Annotated in this window: 14 protein-coding genes; 3 read left to right on the top strand and 11 right to left on the bottom strand. The window is 54.6% G+C overall.

What is annotated here, in order from left to right; genetic code table 11:
- Positions 1–13 precede the first annotated feature (13 nt).
- Positions 14–514 (bottom strand): protein-export chaperone SecB, encoded by a 501-nt coding sequence (gene secB, locus ACR0BZ_RS09050; protein ID WP_209506872.1) that lies wholly within the window; start codon positions 512–514, stop codon positions 14–16.
- Positions 515–568: 54 nt separating this feature from the next.
- Complete coding sequence (locus ACR0BZ_RS09055; protein WP_209506871.1) at positions 569–1,069, bottom strand: FxsA family protein; 501 nt, start codon at positions 1,067–1,069, stop codon at positions 569–571.
- Between the two features lie 108 nt (positions 1,070–1,177).
- Here ACR0BZ_RS09055 and ACR0BZ_RS09060 point away from each other — a divergent pair, with 108 nt between their 5' ends.
- The 3 genes from ACR0BZ_RS09060 to ACR0BZ_RS09070 are packed head-to-tail and all read left to right on the top strand — an operon-like array spanning position 1,178 to position 3,464.
- Positions 1,178–1,840, top strand: a complete 663-nt coding sequence (locus ACR0BZ_RS09060; RefSeq protein ID WP_480482550.1) for a Tim44/TimA family putative adaptor protein — start codon at positions 1,178–1,180, stop codon at positions 1,838–1,840.
- On the top strand, positions 1,837–2,877 hold the full coding sequence (gene mltA, locus ACR0BZ_RS09065) for a murein transglycosylase A (RefSeq protein WP_480909913.1): 1,041 nt from the start codon (positions 1,837–1,839) through the stop codon (positions 2,875–2,877). The genes ACR0BZ_RS09060 and mltA overlap by 4 nt, the downstream gene beginning before the upstream one ends.
- Positions 2,877–3,464 carry a Smr/MutS family protein gene (locus tag ACR0BZ_RS09070; RefSeq protein ID WP_480871282.1) on the top strand — a complete coding sequence of 196 codons (588 nt, stop codon included), beginning with the start codon at positions 2,877–2,879 and terminating at the stop codon, positions 3,462–3,464. The genes mltA and ACR0BZ_RS09070 overlap by 1 nt, the downstream gene beginning before the upstream one ends.
- Here the strand turns inward: ACR0BZ_RS09070 and ACR0BZ_RS09075 are convergent.
- From ACR0BZ_RS09075 to ACR0BZ_RS09115, 9 genes are all read right to left on the bottom strand, one after another.
- Positions 3,461–4,681: an MFS transporter gene (locus tag ACR0BZ_RS09075; RefSeq protein ID WP_480871281.1), complete on the bottom strand. Its 1,221-nt coding sequence runs from the start codon at positions 4,679–4,681 to the stop codon at positions 3,461–3,463. The genes ACR0BZ_RS09070 and ACR0BZ_RS09075 overlap by 4 nt on opposite strands.
- Positions 4,678–5,778 (bottom strand): alpha/beta hydrolase, encoded by a 1,101-nt coding sequence (locus tag ACR0BZ_RS09080; protein WP_480920052.1) that lies wholly within the window; start codon positions 5,776–5,778, stop codon positions 4,678–4,680. Before ACR0BZ_RS09080 ends, ACR0BZ_RS09075 begins: the two co-directional genes overlap by 4 nt.
- A 154-nt stretch (positions 5,779–5,932) precedes the next feature.
- Positions 5,933–7,627 carry a Na/Pi cotransporter family protein gene (locus tag ACR0BZ_RS09085; RefSeq protein ID WP_480898707.1) on the bottom strand — a complete coding sequence of 565 codons (1,695 nt, stop codon included), beginning with the start codon at positions 7,625–7,627 and terminating at the stop codon, positions 5,933–5,935.
- A gap of 4 nt (positions 7,628–7,631) precedes the next feature.
- Positions 7,632–8,429 (bottom strand): inositol monophosphatase family protein, encoded by a 798-nt coding sequence (locus ACR0BZ_RS09090; protein ID WP_480920053.1) that lies wholly within the window; start codon positions 8,427–8,429, stop codon positions 7,632–7,634.
- Positions 8,430–8,969: 540 nt separating this feature from the next.
- A complete protein-coding gene (locus tag ACR0BZ_RS09095; RefSeq protein ID WP_480482564.1) occupies positions 8,970–9,968 on the bottom strand; it encodes a hypothetical protein in 999 nt (332 codons plus the stop codon).
- Between the two features lie 34 nt (positions 9,969–10,002).
- Entirely contained in the window at positions 10,003–12,018 is a 2,016-nt protein-coding gene (locus ACR0BZ_RS09100) for an FkbM family methyltransferase (RefSeq protein ID WP_480920054.1), read from the bottom strand.
- Positions 12,019–12,402: 384 nt separating this feature from the next.
- The gene (locus ACR0BZ_RS09105) at positions 12,403–13,296 is read right to left on the bottom strand and encodes an NAD-dependent epimerase/dehydratase family protein (protein ID WP_480482568.1); all 894 of its coding nucleotides are present in this window, start codon (positions 13,294–13,296) and stop codon (positions 12,403–12,405) included.
- Complete coding sequence (gene gmd / locus ACR0BZ_RS09110) at positions 13,296–14,333, bottom strand: GDP-mannose 4,6-dehydratase (protein ID WP_480920055.1); 1,038 nt, start codon at positions 14,331–14,333, stop codon at positions 13,296–13,298. The genes ACR0BZ_RS09105 and gmd overlap by 1 nt, the downstream gene beginning before the upstream one ends.
- Before the next feature lie 243 nt (positions 14,334–14,576).
- Positions 14,577–16,049, bottom strand: coding sequence for a glycosyltransferase family 4 protein (locus ACR0BZ_RS09115; protein WP_480920056.1), 1,473 nt, complete (start codon positions 16,047–16,049; stop codon positions 14,577–14,579).
- Positions 16,050–16,222 lie beyond the last annotated feature (173 nt).

The raw sequence follows: 16,222 nt of genomic DNA on the forward strand, positions 1-16,222 counted from the left end.
CGCGGGTAAAAACTTACGCGTCGGCTTTTTGGGCCTGTTCGGCCTGACGGCGCATCAATTCATTGCGATAGAGCGCAACGAAATCGATATTGTCCAGGTTGACCGGCGGGAAGCCGCCATCGCGGGTGATGTCGCTGACGATGCGGCGCAGGAACGGGAACAACATGCGCGGGCATTCGATCATCAGGAACGGGTGCAGCTGATCTTCTGGCACACCTTCCACGTGGAACATGCCGCAATAGTCCAGTTCGCACAGGAACAGAATGTCATCCATGCCTTTGGCTTTGGATGTCAGGTTCAGCTTGATCGAAACTTCGAACTGATGGTCCGCCGCGCGCTTCTTGGCGTCCAGGTTCACCTGAACGGCGATTTCGGGTTGTACGTCTCCGGAAACGCCTTTTTGCGCCATCACGTTTTCAAAGGACATATCGCGGATGAACTGCCCCAGAACACGCATCTGAACCTGCGGGGCGGCTTGGGCCGCAGTGTTTTCTGCAGCGTTTTCTTCGGCCATGGATCTACTCCAAAAATGAAATTCGCCACTGCTTAGCAAGTTGGGCGCGGCACCTCAATGCTGGTGGGGGCCTTCCACCCATTTCGAAGGCTTCGAGGGGTCTTTTTTTGGCCGAACTTCGGTGAATTCCCCATCGATGATATCGCCCTGATCGAACGGGTTCCCCCGGGTTTGATATCCGGGGCCCGGCCCCATCTGGAACTGGGTCACGGTAACCTTGGATTTCAGATAGCGGAACACGGCGATGCGGACACCGGGAACTAACAACGCAAAACCAACGGCATCAGTGAAAAAGCCCGGTGTCAGCAACAAAGCACCCGACAACAGGATCATTGCCCCATGGGCCAGCGGTTCGGTCGGATCGTCCAGTTCGGCAAAGGACCGTTGCAGCTGTCCAAGCGCCATGCGACCTTGTGTCCGCACCAAAACCGTGCCCAGAACCGCGGTCAGCACTACGATGGCAAGTGTCGGCCACAACCCAATCAAACCACCAATCTGAATAAACAGCGCGATTTCGATTATGGGCACCAACAAAAATGCCAAGAACAGATACATTTGCGTTATCCTTTCCCTTAGGCCGGGCTGTGGACTTGCCACTCACTGTCACCTACATAGTGGCATGAGGCCGTGTATACAAAGTCGCGGCGTTGAAAAGAGAATGAAATGAGCGACAACCCTATGATCCAGCTCCTGGTCCTGGCCGGAATTGCCATTTTCCTGATCCTGCGCCTCAAAAGCGTATTGGGCACGCGTGAAGGCTTTGAAAAACCGCCTGTGCAGCAACAGCCCGAAGCCCATAAATCGCGCCGCGGTTTCGAGGTGATCGATGGCGGCCCGGATCATGACATTACTGACCATGTCGCCGAAGACAGCGAACAGGCGCAAACACTGGCTGCGATGAAACGGGTCGAGCCCGGTTTTTCGGTCAGTGAGTTCGTTCAGGGTGCGCGCGGTGCGTATGAGATGATCGTGATGGGGTTTGAAAGGGGCAATCTGGATGAAATCCAGCCTTTCCTGTCGGAAGAGGTGTTCGAGACTTTCGTTTCGGTCGTGGCAGCGCGCGAAGATCAGGGCCTGACCATTGAGGCCGAATTCATCGGTGTGCGGGAAACCACCCTGACGGATGTGAAATTCGACAAGGATACGAACCAGGCCGAAATCACGATGAAGTTCGTGGGGGAGCTGACCTCGGTCGTTAGGGATCGCGGAGGCGATATCGTCGAAGGCAACCCGAATACTGTGAAGCGCCAGAAGGACAGCTGGACCTTTGCCCGCGTCATGGGCAAGGACGATCCAAACTGGCTGCTTGTCGCCACGGACGCATGATTGCAACGCTTCGGTCGCTTTTACTGGTGGGTGCAATGACCATCGCCAGCGCTGCCGAAGCCGAGGCAACGCGATCCATACTGTCGTTTGACGATCTGCAGGGCTGGGCCGAGGACGACCACGGCGCGGCCCTTTCCGTATTTCTGAACACGTGCGGTGATCTGGATGACCCGGATTGGCGCGCCTTGTGTGGTGTGGCCAGAACATATGAACCGGATGCCGCCCGCGCCTTTTTCGAGTTATTCTTCCGCCCTGTTCTGGTCGAGGATGACAAAGAGGGCCTGTTTACCGGCTATTTTGAACCCGAGCTTGACGGCGCGCGCACCCGGACAGACCGTTTCAAATACCCGATCTACAAGATGCCGCCCGAAGCCCGTGCCGAAGGACCATGGCTGAGCCGTCGTGACATCCTGACCGGTGATGTGATGCAGGGCCGCGGGCTAGAGATCGCCTGGGTCGACGACCCTGTCGAGCTGTTCTTTCTGCAAATTCAGGGCTCGGGCCGTATTCGATTGTCGGATGGCGGTGCGCTGCGGGTTGGATATGGTGGCGCGAATGGTCACCCCTATCGGTCGATCGGTGTTGAACTGGTGCGACGTGGGGTTCTGGGTGCGCATGAGGTCAGCGCCCAGATGATCCGCGCCTGGGTGCGCAAGAACCCCGAGGCCGGTGCCGAGTTGCTGCTTCACAACCCGTCATACGTTTTCTTTCGCGAAGTCTCACGCGTTGCTCCTGAATTTGGACCTTTGGGGGCAATGAACCGGTCGATCACGACGATGCGCTCGATTGCGGCGGACCCCGCCTATACACCATTGGGCGCACCTGTTTGGGTGGAAAAGGACGGTGAAAAACCGTTGCGACGGCTTATGATTGCGCAGGACACAGGCGCGGCGATCAAAGGTGCGCAACGGGCCGACATCTTTTTCGGAACCGGTGAAGAGGCCGGGCAGGCTGCGGGCAAACTGAAAGATCCGGGTCGGATGGTTCTGTTGCTGCCCATTCAACGCGCCTATGCCTTGTTGCCGGATGAATTCTGATGACCCGGCGCAAACTGACAACCGATGAGATCGAGCTATGGCGCAAGGTCACCAAACAGGCCGAGCGACTGCATCCGGACAGTCCGCAGAGCGTCCATCCGACCACCCTGCCGAAACCCAGACCCAGAAAAACACCAAAACCCCGGTTTGAGGTGTTTGAGCTTGGTCAGAACCTTCAGCCGAAACCAAATCCAAACGATCTGAAGCCATCGGTGACGGATGCGCTGCGCGCCGCGCCTGTTCAGATGGATATCAAAGCTTTTGGCCGGATGAAGCGCGGTAAGCTAAAGCCCGAAGGCAAGCTGGACCTTCACGGTATGCGGGTCGATACGGCCCATCCTGCGTTGATCCGTTTTATCCTGAACGCACAGGCACAAGGTAAGCGACTGGTTCTGGTGGTAACCGGCAAAGGCAAGGACCGCGACGAACCCGGCCCGATCCCTACCCCGCGCGGCGTTCTGCGCAATCAGGTGCCGCACTGGCTGTCCATACCGCCGTTGGCGCAGGCGGTGATGCAGATCACGCCCGCGCATATCAGCCATGGCGGCGACGGCGCCTATTACGTCTATCTCAGGCGAATGCGCTAAAGATCCCGACGGGCGCGGGAAATGCCGGTTCGGACCAGAACGCATACCAGCACGAAGAATACGCCAATCCAGATGAACTGCGTATTCAGCGAAATGCCAAGGTCAATCAGGACGCCAGTCAGGCCGGGGCCTATGGCTGATCCAAGAACCATGACAGCCGCGGCCATCGCCTTGATCGCACCGATATGTCGGCTTCCGTAGAATTCGGCCCAGAATGCGCTGGGCAATGTGCTGTTTGCCCCAACGGTCAAAGCCAGGAAGACCAGCCCTAGGGTTGCGCCGCTGATCGAGTTTGTCATGCCCAGAATGACGAACCCAAGTGCGATCGGAAGCTGGTAGTAAGGCATGATCCGGGCGGTTCCCCATTTATCCAGCGCCCAGCCTGCGACAAACATGGAAAACAGAGATACTCCGGTAAAGATCGGGAACAGAGCCACCAGTTGGATATGCTGCCACCCCTTCACATCAGCCAGATAAACCTGATGGAAGAAAAATGCGGTGATGAATGCGGATGGCCCAAGCACTGATGGCACCATGAACCAGAAAAGAGGATGGAACAGAGCGTCCCGGCGGGTCCAGTGTTTTCCCTGCATTCCCGATGCTGAAAACGCGTTGGCAAGGCTTTGCGGGGTTCTCTCCTCGCGCAGCAGCCGCATCAGGATCGGAATACCCAGCGCCGTGATGCCCGCCGCGGCAACCCACAGCCAACGCCAGTCCAGATAGACCATGGCACCAACAAAGATCAGCGGCAGCAACGCCTCGCCAAGCGCATAGCCGGTGGACGCGATGGAAAGCGCTTTGCCCCGCGTAACCGTGAACCAGCGCGCCATTGCGACCACGGCAAGATGCGTGCTCATCCCCTGCCCAAATAACCGCAGCAGAAAGATCACCAATGGCAACAGCAGCAGCCAGGTGTTCAGCGCCATTGCAATGGCGGCCAATGCAAGCCCCGCCAGCACCATTGGGCCCAAAACCCGTACGCGGAAGATATCCGTCAACCCTCCGGCCCAGATCATCACGATTGCAGACAGGGTCGTGCCCAACGTGTACAGCCCGCCCCATGCGCCGTGGCTGAGGCCAAATTCAGAGCGGATTTCACCAGCAAAGACCGAGATGAAAAAGGTTTGCCCAAAACTGGATAGAAATGTCAGCAGAACGCCGGTCGCAAGCCAGGTCGCGTTGTCCACAAGAAACCGGTGCAGGGAAACCCGCGTCACGGATTGCTCACCTGGGCCTGGCCGGTTTCAGTCAGCACGATTTCTGTTGCGCCAACTGGATTGCGCTGGCTTGGCGGTACGAGGATGTCGATCCCGCGCCGGTCATCGCGCCCAAAGGTTTCGCTGACCCGGCGCACGGAGCGGAGGATAGTCAACAGAGCCGGAGAAGTGGCGGCCACAAAATGGGAAGATTCCGCATCGCTGTTGAAGGCAGTCGTATCCACGATTTCAATCGGATATTCGGACAGTTTCTCGGCCGATCCGATATTGCCCAGCCTTTCACCATCGGCGGTTCCCCTCAGCCGACCTGAAATGTTCAGGATCTTATCTTTCTTGGACACCATCACGACAAAAGGATCAGGAGGATTGTCGATACTGTTCATCTGCGACCGAAAAACATCCACGTCCAGATCGGGAGAGATCAGAATAACACCTTCCAGATTTCGCTTTGCCCAGCCCGGCTGCTTCAGTTCGGTTTGCCGTATCATCTCCATAGCCAGCGCGCCGCCCATTGAATGCGCCACAAGGGCCACCCGCCTGACCCCCATCGACTTGAGAAGACGAATGGTTTCTTCCAGCCCATCACGGGCAAACAACATGCTGTCCAGATCATAGGCATAACCATAGCCTGTCGCGCGGCTGGGCCATGAATAGACAAGGATTTGACCGGGAATACCGATATCATGTGACAGCTGAGCAGCCCTGAACAATGTCTCTGTCTGAGTGGAGTTATAGCCATGCACAAAAATCGTGACTTCGTCGGCCCCACTCAGCCTGTCCTTCAACTGTTGCGGCCCGCTTAGCTGATTTATCTCTGCCAGCACGAACTGCTTTCTCGGGTCAGGGTTTGCGTATGAGAATTTAAGGCTTCCCGGTGAACGTCCCGGTGGTATCGAAACGGTGGTTTCCAGAAACTGCAGGCGTTCTGCGCGGCGGAATCCATACGCGCCATCGGGTTCGCGTGCACGTGTCGTGGCCGCAAAAACCGTTTCGGGAGTTCCGATTTCCAAGGCGGATGGAAGCGTTTCGGATACGGTACGATCAACACATGCCGCCAGCAAGACCGGGCACAGAATGAAGATTAAGAAACGCAACACGGACAGCCCCCGGAACCAATTGCCGACACGCTACTCTATTCTAATCTCGCGTCCAGCGTGGCCATACGCAAAAGCGGCAAAAACCAGCCCGAGCGGTTACAATCTGTAACAGACCGTATCCGTACGAAACCGATCTCTGCCGGTGCTGTTGGACCTAGACCTCCGTATCCTCGTCCTGTTCCTTGTGCGGCATTTCTTCGATCAGGCGGGTTTCCAGCAATTGCCCGTTCCGATACAGGATCGGATAGGCCACTGCGGCGATGTGGCTGTTAAATTCACGGAACGCGCGCAGGGTTTCCAGGTGGATATCGCTGGTCTCAAAGCTTTCCGTACTGCCGTGCTGCAAGCGTTTGAGGTGGCGTTTGCGGCTGTCACGCTCGGCCCGTTTGATTTCGGTTTTCTCAAGGCTCAGCAGACGGGCGCTTTCCAGATCATCCGAGATCAGAACGTTTGAGGCCAGTTTGAGGTTGGCCAGGATGCCTTCGTGCATCTCAACCAGTTCCGACCAGCCCTCTTTCGAAAATGAAGCGCCTTTCTTCCGCATGTCGCCCGCCAGAACAGTCAGCCGCTTGGCAACAACGTCGCCCGCAGTTTCCAGGCGGATTGCGTATTCCATCAGGTCGCGCGCCACTTTTGCGTTCTGCTTTCCGAATGTCTCCTCGGGAATGGCGGCCACGAATTTTCGAATACCCGACAGGCAGTCGTTCACATCTTCGTCCATGTCCCTTACGGCGCGTATCTGGTCCTTGTCGCCGCTGCGGTACAATTCCAGTGACGGGCGGAACATCGACTCGACCAGATCGCTCATCCGCAGCAGTTCACGCTTGAGGCTGGACAGCGCCTGAGACGGGCTGCCGGCGGTGCGCACATCCAGCGCGCTGGCCGGGCGACCAGCCTGGGCCAGCGCGTTCGCAGATTTCGGGTCCGGAAAAAACTGCTCGAACGGCGCGCGCAAACGCCCGCAGAACGGCAGTGCCAGCAACAGCAACGAAGCATTGAATGCCAGATGCGCATTGACCAGCATCTGACCGCCCTGCAAATCCCCCAGAACACCGGCACGCAGTGCCGCAGTCGCTGCGAAAAGGGTGACAATCGCCCAGCTGCCGCGCAAGGCCAGGTTGGCAAAGGGTATGCGCCTGGCAGGCATTTCCATCCCCCTGCTCAGCCAAACAGGTATGAAAGCTGAACCGAAATTGGCCCCCAATACCAGCGACAGCCCGGCAGCAAATGGGATTGCGCCGATCTGGACCAGCGTCACACACATCAGGATCGCCGCGACCGAGGAATGCATAACAAAGGCCAGCGCGCCGCCGACCAGAAACGCTGTAATATAGTCGCGCGCCAAATACTCGGCGACGGCAGGCAAAAAAGCACTGTCCCGGATCGGGTCCATGGCTTCGCGCAAAAAGCGCAATGAGATCAGGATGAACGCAATCCCCATCAGGATGCGCCCCAATTGCCGGGGCTTCTTGGCCTCGGTCTTGACAAACAGATACCCACCAACCGCCAGAAGCAACGGTATCAGCCAACCCAGCTGGAACGACAAAACCTGAATGATCAGCGCCGAACCGAGATCAGCGCCCAGCACGATTGCAAGACCGGTGGGAAAGGTCAGGAACCCCCCAGCAGCAAAACCCGATGTCAAAAGGGCAACCGCTGCCGAGCTTTGCAGAACCACCGCCATTACAATGCCGACCATTGAAGCCTGCGCGTAATGGCTTTGGCCCGTCATGAGGCGCTGGAACGAAGCCCCATAGCTGCGCTCGATCCCTGTGCGGACCATCCGCACTGCGTAAAGCAGCAGCATCGTGGCTCCGGCCAGGCTGATGAGAAAGCTTACAATCGCCATGATCCTACCCGTTCACCAAATCCAGCATTTCCCCGTGTAGTTCGGGTGTTGCCGCTGAAATCACCCGGCCGTCAGAGTTCAGGTCAAGCGGCCGACCCTCCCAATCTGTCATCACCCCACCCGCAGCTTCAACCACGGCCATCACTGGCAGGTAGTCATAGGGCTGAAGGTCATAGTCGATCACAGCATCCACATGGCCCGCCGCCAGCAGGGCATGGGGGTAGCAATCATAGGCGAACCGTCTGGTCTGTCCAGACTGCATCAGCCTGTCGAATAACGCCGGATGATCGCGATAGATCTTGTCCCCTTCGTTTACAAAAAGAATGGACTGATCCAGCCGCGTTTGGGCCGAAGTCGTGATCTCACGGCCATTCAACGTGGCGCCCCGGCCAACAACGCCGGTGAAAATTTCATTTATCGCCGGCATGCCGATCACACCGATATCCGGTTTTCCGTCAACCAGATGCCCCAACAGAAATCCAAACAGCGGATGCCCGGACAGGAATGACCGGGTTCCATCGATCGGGTCGATGATCCAAACCTCGCGACAATCCTGACCCTCGAACCCATGTTCTTCGCCAAAGATGCCGTGATCGGGAAAATGCTGTCCAAGATAGGCGCGAACCTGCGCTTCAACACCCCTGTCGGCCTGTGTCACCGGGCTTTCATCCGACTTGAACTCAACCCCCAGCGCGCCACGAAAATACCCCCGCGCTGCTTCGCTGGCCAAGTCAGCTATCTTTACCGCATGAGACAGCAGGTCGGTGCTTTCATCGGTCTGTGACGTCTTTGGATTCAGCATTTGTTTCTATCCTGTTTAACGATGATTGCGATCCCGGAGCGGTTGCAAATCAGGAACGACCATTTGTCGGTCTCGTCTCGATCTCATCTCAACACATCCCACAATAATCCTAAAAATCAACAAAAACTCAAACAAAAAAACCCAAATATCCACGCTTTCACAAAAGTATGTGGATTTTGAAACATGATTCGATTATCAGAACATGCAGGCAAAGGCTGGCTACACGCAAACAGGCGCACCCAAAGGCCAGAGGGCTGCGACGAAAACAAGAGTGAGCTCCTGTGGACGTCCCGGCCCCTACACACTTGAAGACAAAGATTTAACTTATCCAGTAAACAAGTTTCCGGGCATCGTGCCGCCTTTAGCAGCATTTCGGAGCTGAGCAAAACCGCGACCGCCGAAAGCCGTGATTCCGAAGACCGACTCCAGACAGTTAAATACACTGAAATCTACCTAATGAATTGTCATGGAATACACTTCTAGGTAACGCGATCCAGCTATCTGAATTAAGGTCAGCAGTTCCAGGGTTGGCTAAGGTCTCTACATTTCGCTTATCCAGTGATCACTGTAAAGCGGGCCCAGGTCTCGGAGGGTCAGCGTCTTGCCCGACGACAGATCGATAACAGGCTTATCCAAAATAAGTTCTGCACGATCGAGCCCGCGAAAAAAGGACATTGCCATATTCTCATCCCGCGAGTCCCGGTGCCGGGATGGCCATGCGCGAAATGTATCAAGTTTTGATGTGATATGTGAGGCGAGGTCATCACGTACAAAAAATGCGTTCACGCCGGCCGAGTTTGTTCCGACAAATTGATACCCTTTCGCAGCGGCCAGCATTTTGAACGCACCCAGAGATGCACCATAATACTGGCCTGAATAATGTGCCGAGAAACGTTCGAAGCCCGGATCGTAAGGGACAGTCAGATTATGCAAATCACCAAAGATCGCGTTGTATTCAACAATCAGTATCGCCGGAGATACGGAGCTAATCGCATCCAGCACCCAATAGTCGTTGCCGTCAATATCGACACTAAGAATGCCAATTTCGCCCGACAGATCGTGCTCGATCAGCAGAGTGTCGATATTTTCCGCAGTAATAAAGGCTTCAACGGGCGTTATGTCATTGAAGACGTGGATTGGATCTGCCCGAACATACGCAATATTCGCGGCTGACCCATCCATGATCAGACCGCGCCACCCCCTGTGGCGCACCAAAAAGCGCGTATTCGCTTCGGTATAGTTTTCAACTCCAAACTCAACAAAGACGCGTGGTATGCTTGGCAGTTGCGAGACCAACCATTCGATAATGCCATCTTCCCCGAATTGAGAATGGATGCGGAATTCTGCGTCGGCGATACATTCAAGCCTTTCCATCGCCTGAACCTGCCGGGCAGCAACCTGCCCAGTGGCCAGCAGTAACCGTTCCTGGCGCTCCGCAATTTCAGCGAGATGAGCTGCAGTCATCTGCGGGGCCGGCGCAGACAAAGGCAGCGTTTCGGAAGAATGCAAGAAGCGCGATAAGACCCGACGCAGTTTCACGATAGGTTTCCGTAGTTGAATTGTAACAATGGTATCAAGAGCCTGTAAGATTTGGCATCAGCAAAAGATCAGTATGCGGAGAACCGGCCTTGGACTCGCCTTGCCGCAATGCCTCGTACATCTGATCAAGCGCATCAAGAGACAGCTGGTTTAGGCTATTCGGGTTAGATGTGCCAAGATCAATGACCTGGATATCGTCGCGTGATGCGATTGCGTCGCGTAACATTTTGTAACCCCCGGAACGCTCAAGACCATAGGGCCAAAACTCAAGCACAACCGGGCAACGCATTGTGGCCATTCTTTTTGCACAGGCCAGCACGTGACCTTCATGCCCTTGCGTATCGATCCAAATCAAATCGGGCCCGTCTTCCGGCAGCAGGCCATCCTCGACTAAACTGTCAAAGGTCCGAACCGGCACATCCTGAAGGATCCAATTGCCCTCATCATGTAGATTACTCGCGATGTCGCCTGAGACGCGAAGGCGATGGTCTCCGAAATTGGAAGGCGAGAGCTCCATCTGCATCGTGCCGTTTCTGTCCGATACTGCCATTTGGTGGCAGGACACCTTGTGATCTACGTCATGCAGGAAAGTGTTAGCGCGCAAAAGTCGAAAGTTTTGCGGGTCTGGTTCAAAAGCGATAACGCGGTCAAAACCACGCCGTGCCGCATGGATCGAATGGGAGCCGATATTCGCTCCGATATCCACGAAACATGACGTCGCGATTTCATGCCCATTTTGGGCAAGAATCTGCATTACATCATCAATGGCGTGCTCCTGGAACTGGCCAGTCTGACGAAGAGACCCGCCAATCACGGAATCATTTCGGTGCGTTATCCAGTGCCCTCCTTCGGCACCGCGCGACATGACGAGTTCCGAGTTTTGCACGAAGGGTTCGGGTGAAGCCCATTTTGTTGTCGAGATTTCAGCCCCCCCTGAAAGGAAAGATTCCCCGTTGCCATCGTCTTCTGAGGACTTAGGTGCTGCGTTCAAGCGTTGGCTCGTCGGCCAGTGTAGCGCCAGATATTCCGGGCTGGCCATCCATTGCTGGAATTGGTGCCGTGGAGATCCGTCGTGATTCAATACCCACCTACGAAATATCCCGCGCGGCTTACCGTTCGCGTGGAAGAGCAGCCTCCGCAATGTCCGGACTGGACGCCCGTTCGTTGTGCGGAACAGCTTTTTTTCAAGCGCTCCGCGCTTGGGTTGAACTTGGGTCATTGTGTGCGCTCTTTGCAGTTGCATGATATCACCGCGAAGGCTCGACACTTCCGTGGCGAGAGGTGGAACGTTGCCCAGCGCCCGGTGAATCTCTGATAATGCTCTGTCAAACCGGTAGACACCTTGGATCAGGTCCATCCCAATTCGAAGCGAAAACGCCTCATCCAGAGCACCGATCTCTGGTCCATCAACCTGTGCTACCACTGCATAATCAAGCGAAACATCTGTGAAAAGACTGATCAAATGAGCAGCTGTTTCCTCTCTTGGCTCACTGCCCTGCAAACGAAGAATCACGTTGCGCTCGAACCCGACATGCTCGGTGAGAAAACTGGTTAACCCCGGAGGCAGCGGTCGCAAGTGCGTAGGGTCAAGATGAAAATTGACCAAGCTAACAAGTGGATTTTCCGGATTGGGTGTTTCCAAAATCAAAAGCCCACCAGGGCGCAAAACACGGTGCGCCTCTGTTACCAGTTCGCGAATATCGTCAAAAGGCAGATGCTCGATCAAATGAAATGCGGACACTAGGGCAAGCGCGTTGTCTGGCAGCGCTTTCAACGCCGGCAGAGCCTCCATCTGTTCAACCGCCAGACCTTTTTGGTGAGCGATATCAAGCATCCCTTTGTCGATATCGACGCCACGTGCACTCAGGCCAGCCTCTTCCAGAATTTCCAGCCATTCACCTCGACCGCATCCCAGATCAAGCGCCTGTGCGTCCCCTTTCTGAGCGGCAAGTGGCGACAGGAAGGGTTGGTATACTCGCAAACGCTCTCGAATAAGAGAAGGATCGCCACGAAATCGTGCCTCGAAATCGCGATAGAAGGTGTCAGTCATACTCCGTACTTTCACATTTGCATGGTTTTGTCCGAGATGATCGCGCTTTTCTCGGATATTTACCTGATTGTTAGTACAAGTCAGGACAGAGGTCATCCCGTTTCTGGCTCGGAAATCACGCGTTCCTTCGCGTTACGTATTAGGTCAGAGGATCTGCCAGCTTAGGTGTGATCGGCGAAGGATCAAAACACCCTTAATCTGATATCACTCTGACCCCAAGCCGTTCTGGATCAGAAAATAGACGGCCATAAACGGTGATGTGAATCAGAGATCCAAGCACCTTTTCCTGCAGTTCATATACGATCCCGTTGGCGATGGTATCCGGATGCTACGGCCGATTGTTCTGCCAAGAACCTCTGGCGGCGGCAATCGAGATGCTTCAGGTCACTCCTTCAGCATCCATTTCAGCGTCTCTTCCAGAGTGTGACGGATGCCGATCGGGATCAGGTTTTCCAGAAGTGTGGGATCGCCCATCAGAACCTTGATTTCTTGTGCACGCATAAAGGCAGGATTAGACACCACCTCGATCTCATGGCCGGTTATGGTTCGGCACATGTCCAGAATCTCTGCCAGCGCGGTTGCTTTACCGGAGCAGATATTCACGGTTTCACCTTCGGGCGCGTTTTCCAGAAGCAACCTGTATACTCGCGCAACATCGCGTACATCGGAAAAGTCCCGCGCGACATCCAGGTTTCCCAATTCTATCTGTGGCTGCTTACGCCGGAAATGAGAAACGATCTTGGGAACAAGAAACTTGGGGTCCTGGCCAAGACCGGTATAATTGAATGGTCGGGCAATAACGACAGGAAGACGGTCGTTATACAGCCGGGCCATGTGCTCCATTGCAAGTTTTGAAACCGCGTAATCGTTAACAGGTGCCGGGGGGGTAGATTCCCCTATGGATGGCACGGCGGCGTTACCATAGATATTCGCGCTACTGGCCAGAACGACGGCTTTGCGGCCATGTCCGGTGTTGGCAAGCGCTTCTAGTAAGCACCGCGTCCCCATTAGATTGACCTGATAAAAGCTCTCGGCGGTTCCGTGTGCCACAAATGCGACCCCTGCCAAATGCAGCACCGCGTCCGGAGCGACATGGGTAATGACCTGCTCTAGACCCGATGAATCTGTCAAATCTGCTTCCAGATATTGGGAATCAGGCTTGGGGGCCGGATTTGTTCCGGTGCCCCAAACGTCCCACCCTGCTTCTGCAAGCTCTATTGCGGCATAGTGTCCGGTAAAGCCATAGCGTCCGGTAATCAGAACTCGGGGTGCCGGCATCAAAAGGACACACCCTTTTCGTTACGTGCAAGATCCGCCTCAACCATCATCTGGCAGAGTTCCTCCAAAGATGTTGTCGCCTCCCAACCAAGCTCTTGTTTTGCCTTGCTCGCGTCGCCAATCAGCAAATCCACTTCAGCAGGGCGATAGAATTTGGGGCTAATCCTCACAAAAACACGGCTGCCTTCGGCGTCCACCGCCACTTCTTTCTCACCTTCACCTTCAAAACGCAGCTCGATACCCGCGCTCTTGAAAGCCATGGAGACAAAATCCCGCACTGTCTCGGTGCGACCGGTCGCCAGTACAAATGTATCGGGTTCATCAGCTTGCAGCATACGCCACATGCCATCCACGTAATCCCGGGCAAACCCCCAATCGCGCTTTGCGTCAAGATTGCCCAGCTCAAGGCAATCAAGTTGACCCAGTTTGATTTTGGCAACCGCGTCAGTGATTTTGCGTGTTACGAACTCCAACCCCCGCAAAGGGCTTTCGTGGTTGAACAGAATACCTGAGCTGCCGAATATATCGTAGCTTTCTCGATAATTGATGGTCATCCAATGCGCGTATAGTTTGGCAACACCGTAGGGGCTGCGCGGCCAGAACGGAGTCGTCTCGCGCTGCGGCACTTCCTGAACCTTGCCGAACATTTCGGAAGTGGAAGCCTGGTAGAACCGGATTTTGGGGTTCACTATTCTGATAGCTTCCAGCAAATAAAGTGCGCCAACGCCGGTGATCTGCGCGGTTGTGTGCGGTTGTTCAAACGAGACGCCCACAAAGCTTTGAGCCGCCAAGTTATAGATCTCATCCGGTTCCACCTTCTGAATAAGCCGGATCATTGTCCCCATGTCAGTCAGGTCGAGTTCCGACAGATCCAGATTGGGATGGTTACGAATACCAAGCTCTTCAATGCGCCAGAAATTCGTGGAAACAACCCGGCGGAAGGTCCCCACGACGTTATAACCCTTATTCAGCAACAGCTGAGCGAGATAGGCACCATCCTGTCCTGTGATACCTGTGACGATTGCAGTTTTTGTCACTCTAAATCCCTTTCCGTTTTGTCTCTTGCCTGTCAGAATATCCTCGCCGACATGAGCAATGCTTTTTTGTCTACTTAGTCGTGCGTGCAAGACCGCTTTAGTATTAGTTTGCTTAAACAGGTCAATTCAAAGTTCCGCATTAGAGTTGAAACCTGAGAACCCAAGCACTGGACCATAAGCGCGGATATTTTGACGAAAGACTGGGCCTGCGCTAAGCCTTAACACACATCAATATGCATCGGTTTAGTTAGGTGCGTACATAGCCCGCCCCATATCACGAGCCACATCTGACCAACTGCGCAGTGGCGCAGTTTTGATTTTTTCTTCCAGCTCTGAACGGTGGGCAGCGTTATTGAGCCTTAAGACGGCCTCGCCGATGCTTTGGACGCTCATTGCATCACAATATTCAACAAGATCCATTCCTACTTCGACGAGCGAGCTATTCTGGGCGACTACGGCCGTTTTTCCGTAGGCCAACGCCTCGCCCACGGGCAGGCCCCATCCCTCGTAAACACTCGGCATCAGCACGAACTGGCAGTTCTTGTAAAGGACGCCAAGCTCCTCATCTGTTGGTCCGTCAACCATGCTTACATAGCCGTATATATCGCCTGTCCCCTCCAATAGGTTATCGAACTCGTCCGTAAGCCAGCCTTTGCGGCCGGCAAACACAAGCTTAGGCAGATCAACATGGCCCTGATCAACAAGGTACTTCCACGCCATCGCGGTGCGCCAGATATTCTTGCGTGGTTCGACCGTACCAACACAAAGCGCATAAGGCTCACCAATAATTTTCCGCAGGTGGACACTTAGCTGGCTGGCGTCTTCAAGATGGGGGAAAGCGTCGAACGAAATCCGCGAAGACACGGGCCCTTGTTTCTGGGCATTCTCGTCTTCGAGCCCAATCTTGGACAACCCCGCCTGCGCCAAGGGAACAGCGGTCGCATTTCTCTGGATATCGTGTGCTTGAAAAAAGCGTAAAAGATCCTGCCGGGTCGCCTCAGAGATTGTCATGTAGCGGCTTGTGTACTCCCGACTGTCTAAAAGCCAGTCATAAAATACATAAGGCATGCTTCCAGCTGTAAACTGTGGTGCCACGATAGGGATCAGATCGTACACCAGCGAATGTACTTCCATCCCACTCGCTTTCGCCTTTTTGAACGCCTGAGTGTGGCGCGCCAGCCAACTGCTGTCCAGAAGCACAAGATGGTCACCTTCTATTGCCACATCGAACAAAGGTTGCTCGGTTCGGCGAGACCCCGAGGTTTCGATTGGTGCTTTCTTCCGCCGGGCCGCGCGCCACATCTCTGATGACATGTCCTTTTTTCGAAATACGGACTCTCTTCTGAGAAAGCTCATCACATCCAATTTGGTGCGGTGGAAGAAATACTTTGCAGGGCGGTTCCGGTACCCGTCCAACATTGGAAGATTTGAGCGCGCGGATTTCCAAGGATAGAAAATCTGCCGCAGCTTAGCTGGCGACGTAAGGGTTTCTCGACCCATTTCCTCCAGAAGCAAACAGCGCTGAACACCGGAGTTTGCATCGCACCAACAAAGGTAAACAAGCTTTGGATCGCTTAGTTTAGAAAACTCTGAGATCAACTCAACAACAACACGCTGAATGCCCGAGTAGCGATCAACTTTTTTGATATAGTCGATTAGTCCTGAGATATCGAAGAATACTTTTTTGCCATCTTGGTTAAACGTAGGGGCGTTCATAGCTTACTCTCCATGCAGTCTGCCAGATGAAGTGGTCTCATCTTCTTGGATTGTTTCGCAGTAATACCGAAGTGTACTGATTTTAAGGGCTTTTGCGACTAACTCGACTTCATGAGCAAGTAATCGCGCTTTTCTGGAAAATTGAGGTTCACACAACAGAAGGGCTGACTCTT

It is taken from the genome of Ruegeria sp. P8 (genome assembly GCF_056534665.1).

Excerpts from the sequence above, each read along its gene's own strand:
- ACR0BZ_RS09100 (WP_480920054.1), bottom strand. The coding sequence starts at position 12,018 with ATGACTGACACCTTCTATCGCGATTTCGAGGCACGATTTCGTGGCGAT.
- ACR0BZ_RS09060 (WP_480482550.1), top strand. The coding sequence starts at position 1,178 with ATGAGCGACAACCCTATGATCCAGCTCCTGGTCCTGGCCGGAATTGCC.
- ACR0BZ_RS09070 (WP_480871282.1), top strand. The coding sequence starts at position 2,877 with ATGACCCGGCGCAAACTGACAACCGATGAGATCGAGCTATGGCGCAAG.
- secB (WP_209506872.1), bottom strand. The coding sequence starts at position 514 with ATGGCCGAAGAAAACGCTGCAGAAAACACTGCGGCCCAAGCCGCCCCG.
- ACR0BZ_RS09105 (WP_480482568.1), bottom strand. The coding sequence starts at position 13,296 with ATGCCGGCACCCCGAGTTCTGATTACCGGACGCTATGGCTTTACCGGA.
- mltA (WP_480909913.1), top strand. The coding sequence starts at position 1,837 with ATGATTGCAACGCTTCGGTCGCTTTTACTGGTGGGTGCAATGACCATC.
- ACR0BZ_RS09115 (WP_480920056.1), bottom strand. The coding sequence starts at position 16,049 with ATGAACGCCCCTACGTTTAACCAAGATGGCAAAAAAGTATTCTTCGAT.
- ACR0BZ_RS09085 (WP_480898707.1), bottom strand. The coding sequence starts at position 7,627 with ATGGCGATTGTAAGCTTTCTCATCAGCCTGGCCGGAGCCACGATGCTG.
- ACR0BZ_RS09090 (WP_480920053.1), bottom strand. The coding sequence starts at position 8,429 with ATGCTGAATCCAAAGACGTCACAGACCGATGAAAGCACCGACCTGCTG.
- ACR0BZ_RS09055 (WP_209506871.1), bottom strand. The coding sequence starts at position 1,069 with ATGTATCTGTTCTTGGCATTTTTGTTGGTGCCCATAATCGAAATCGCG.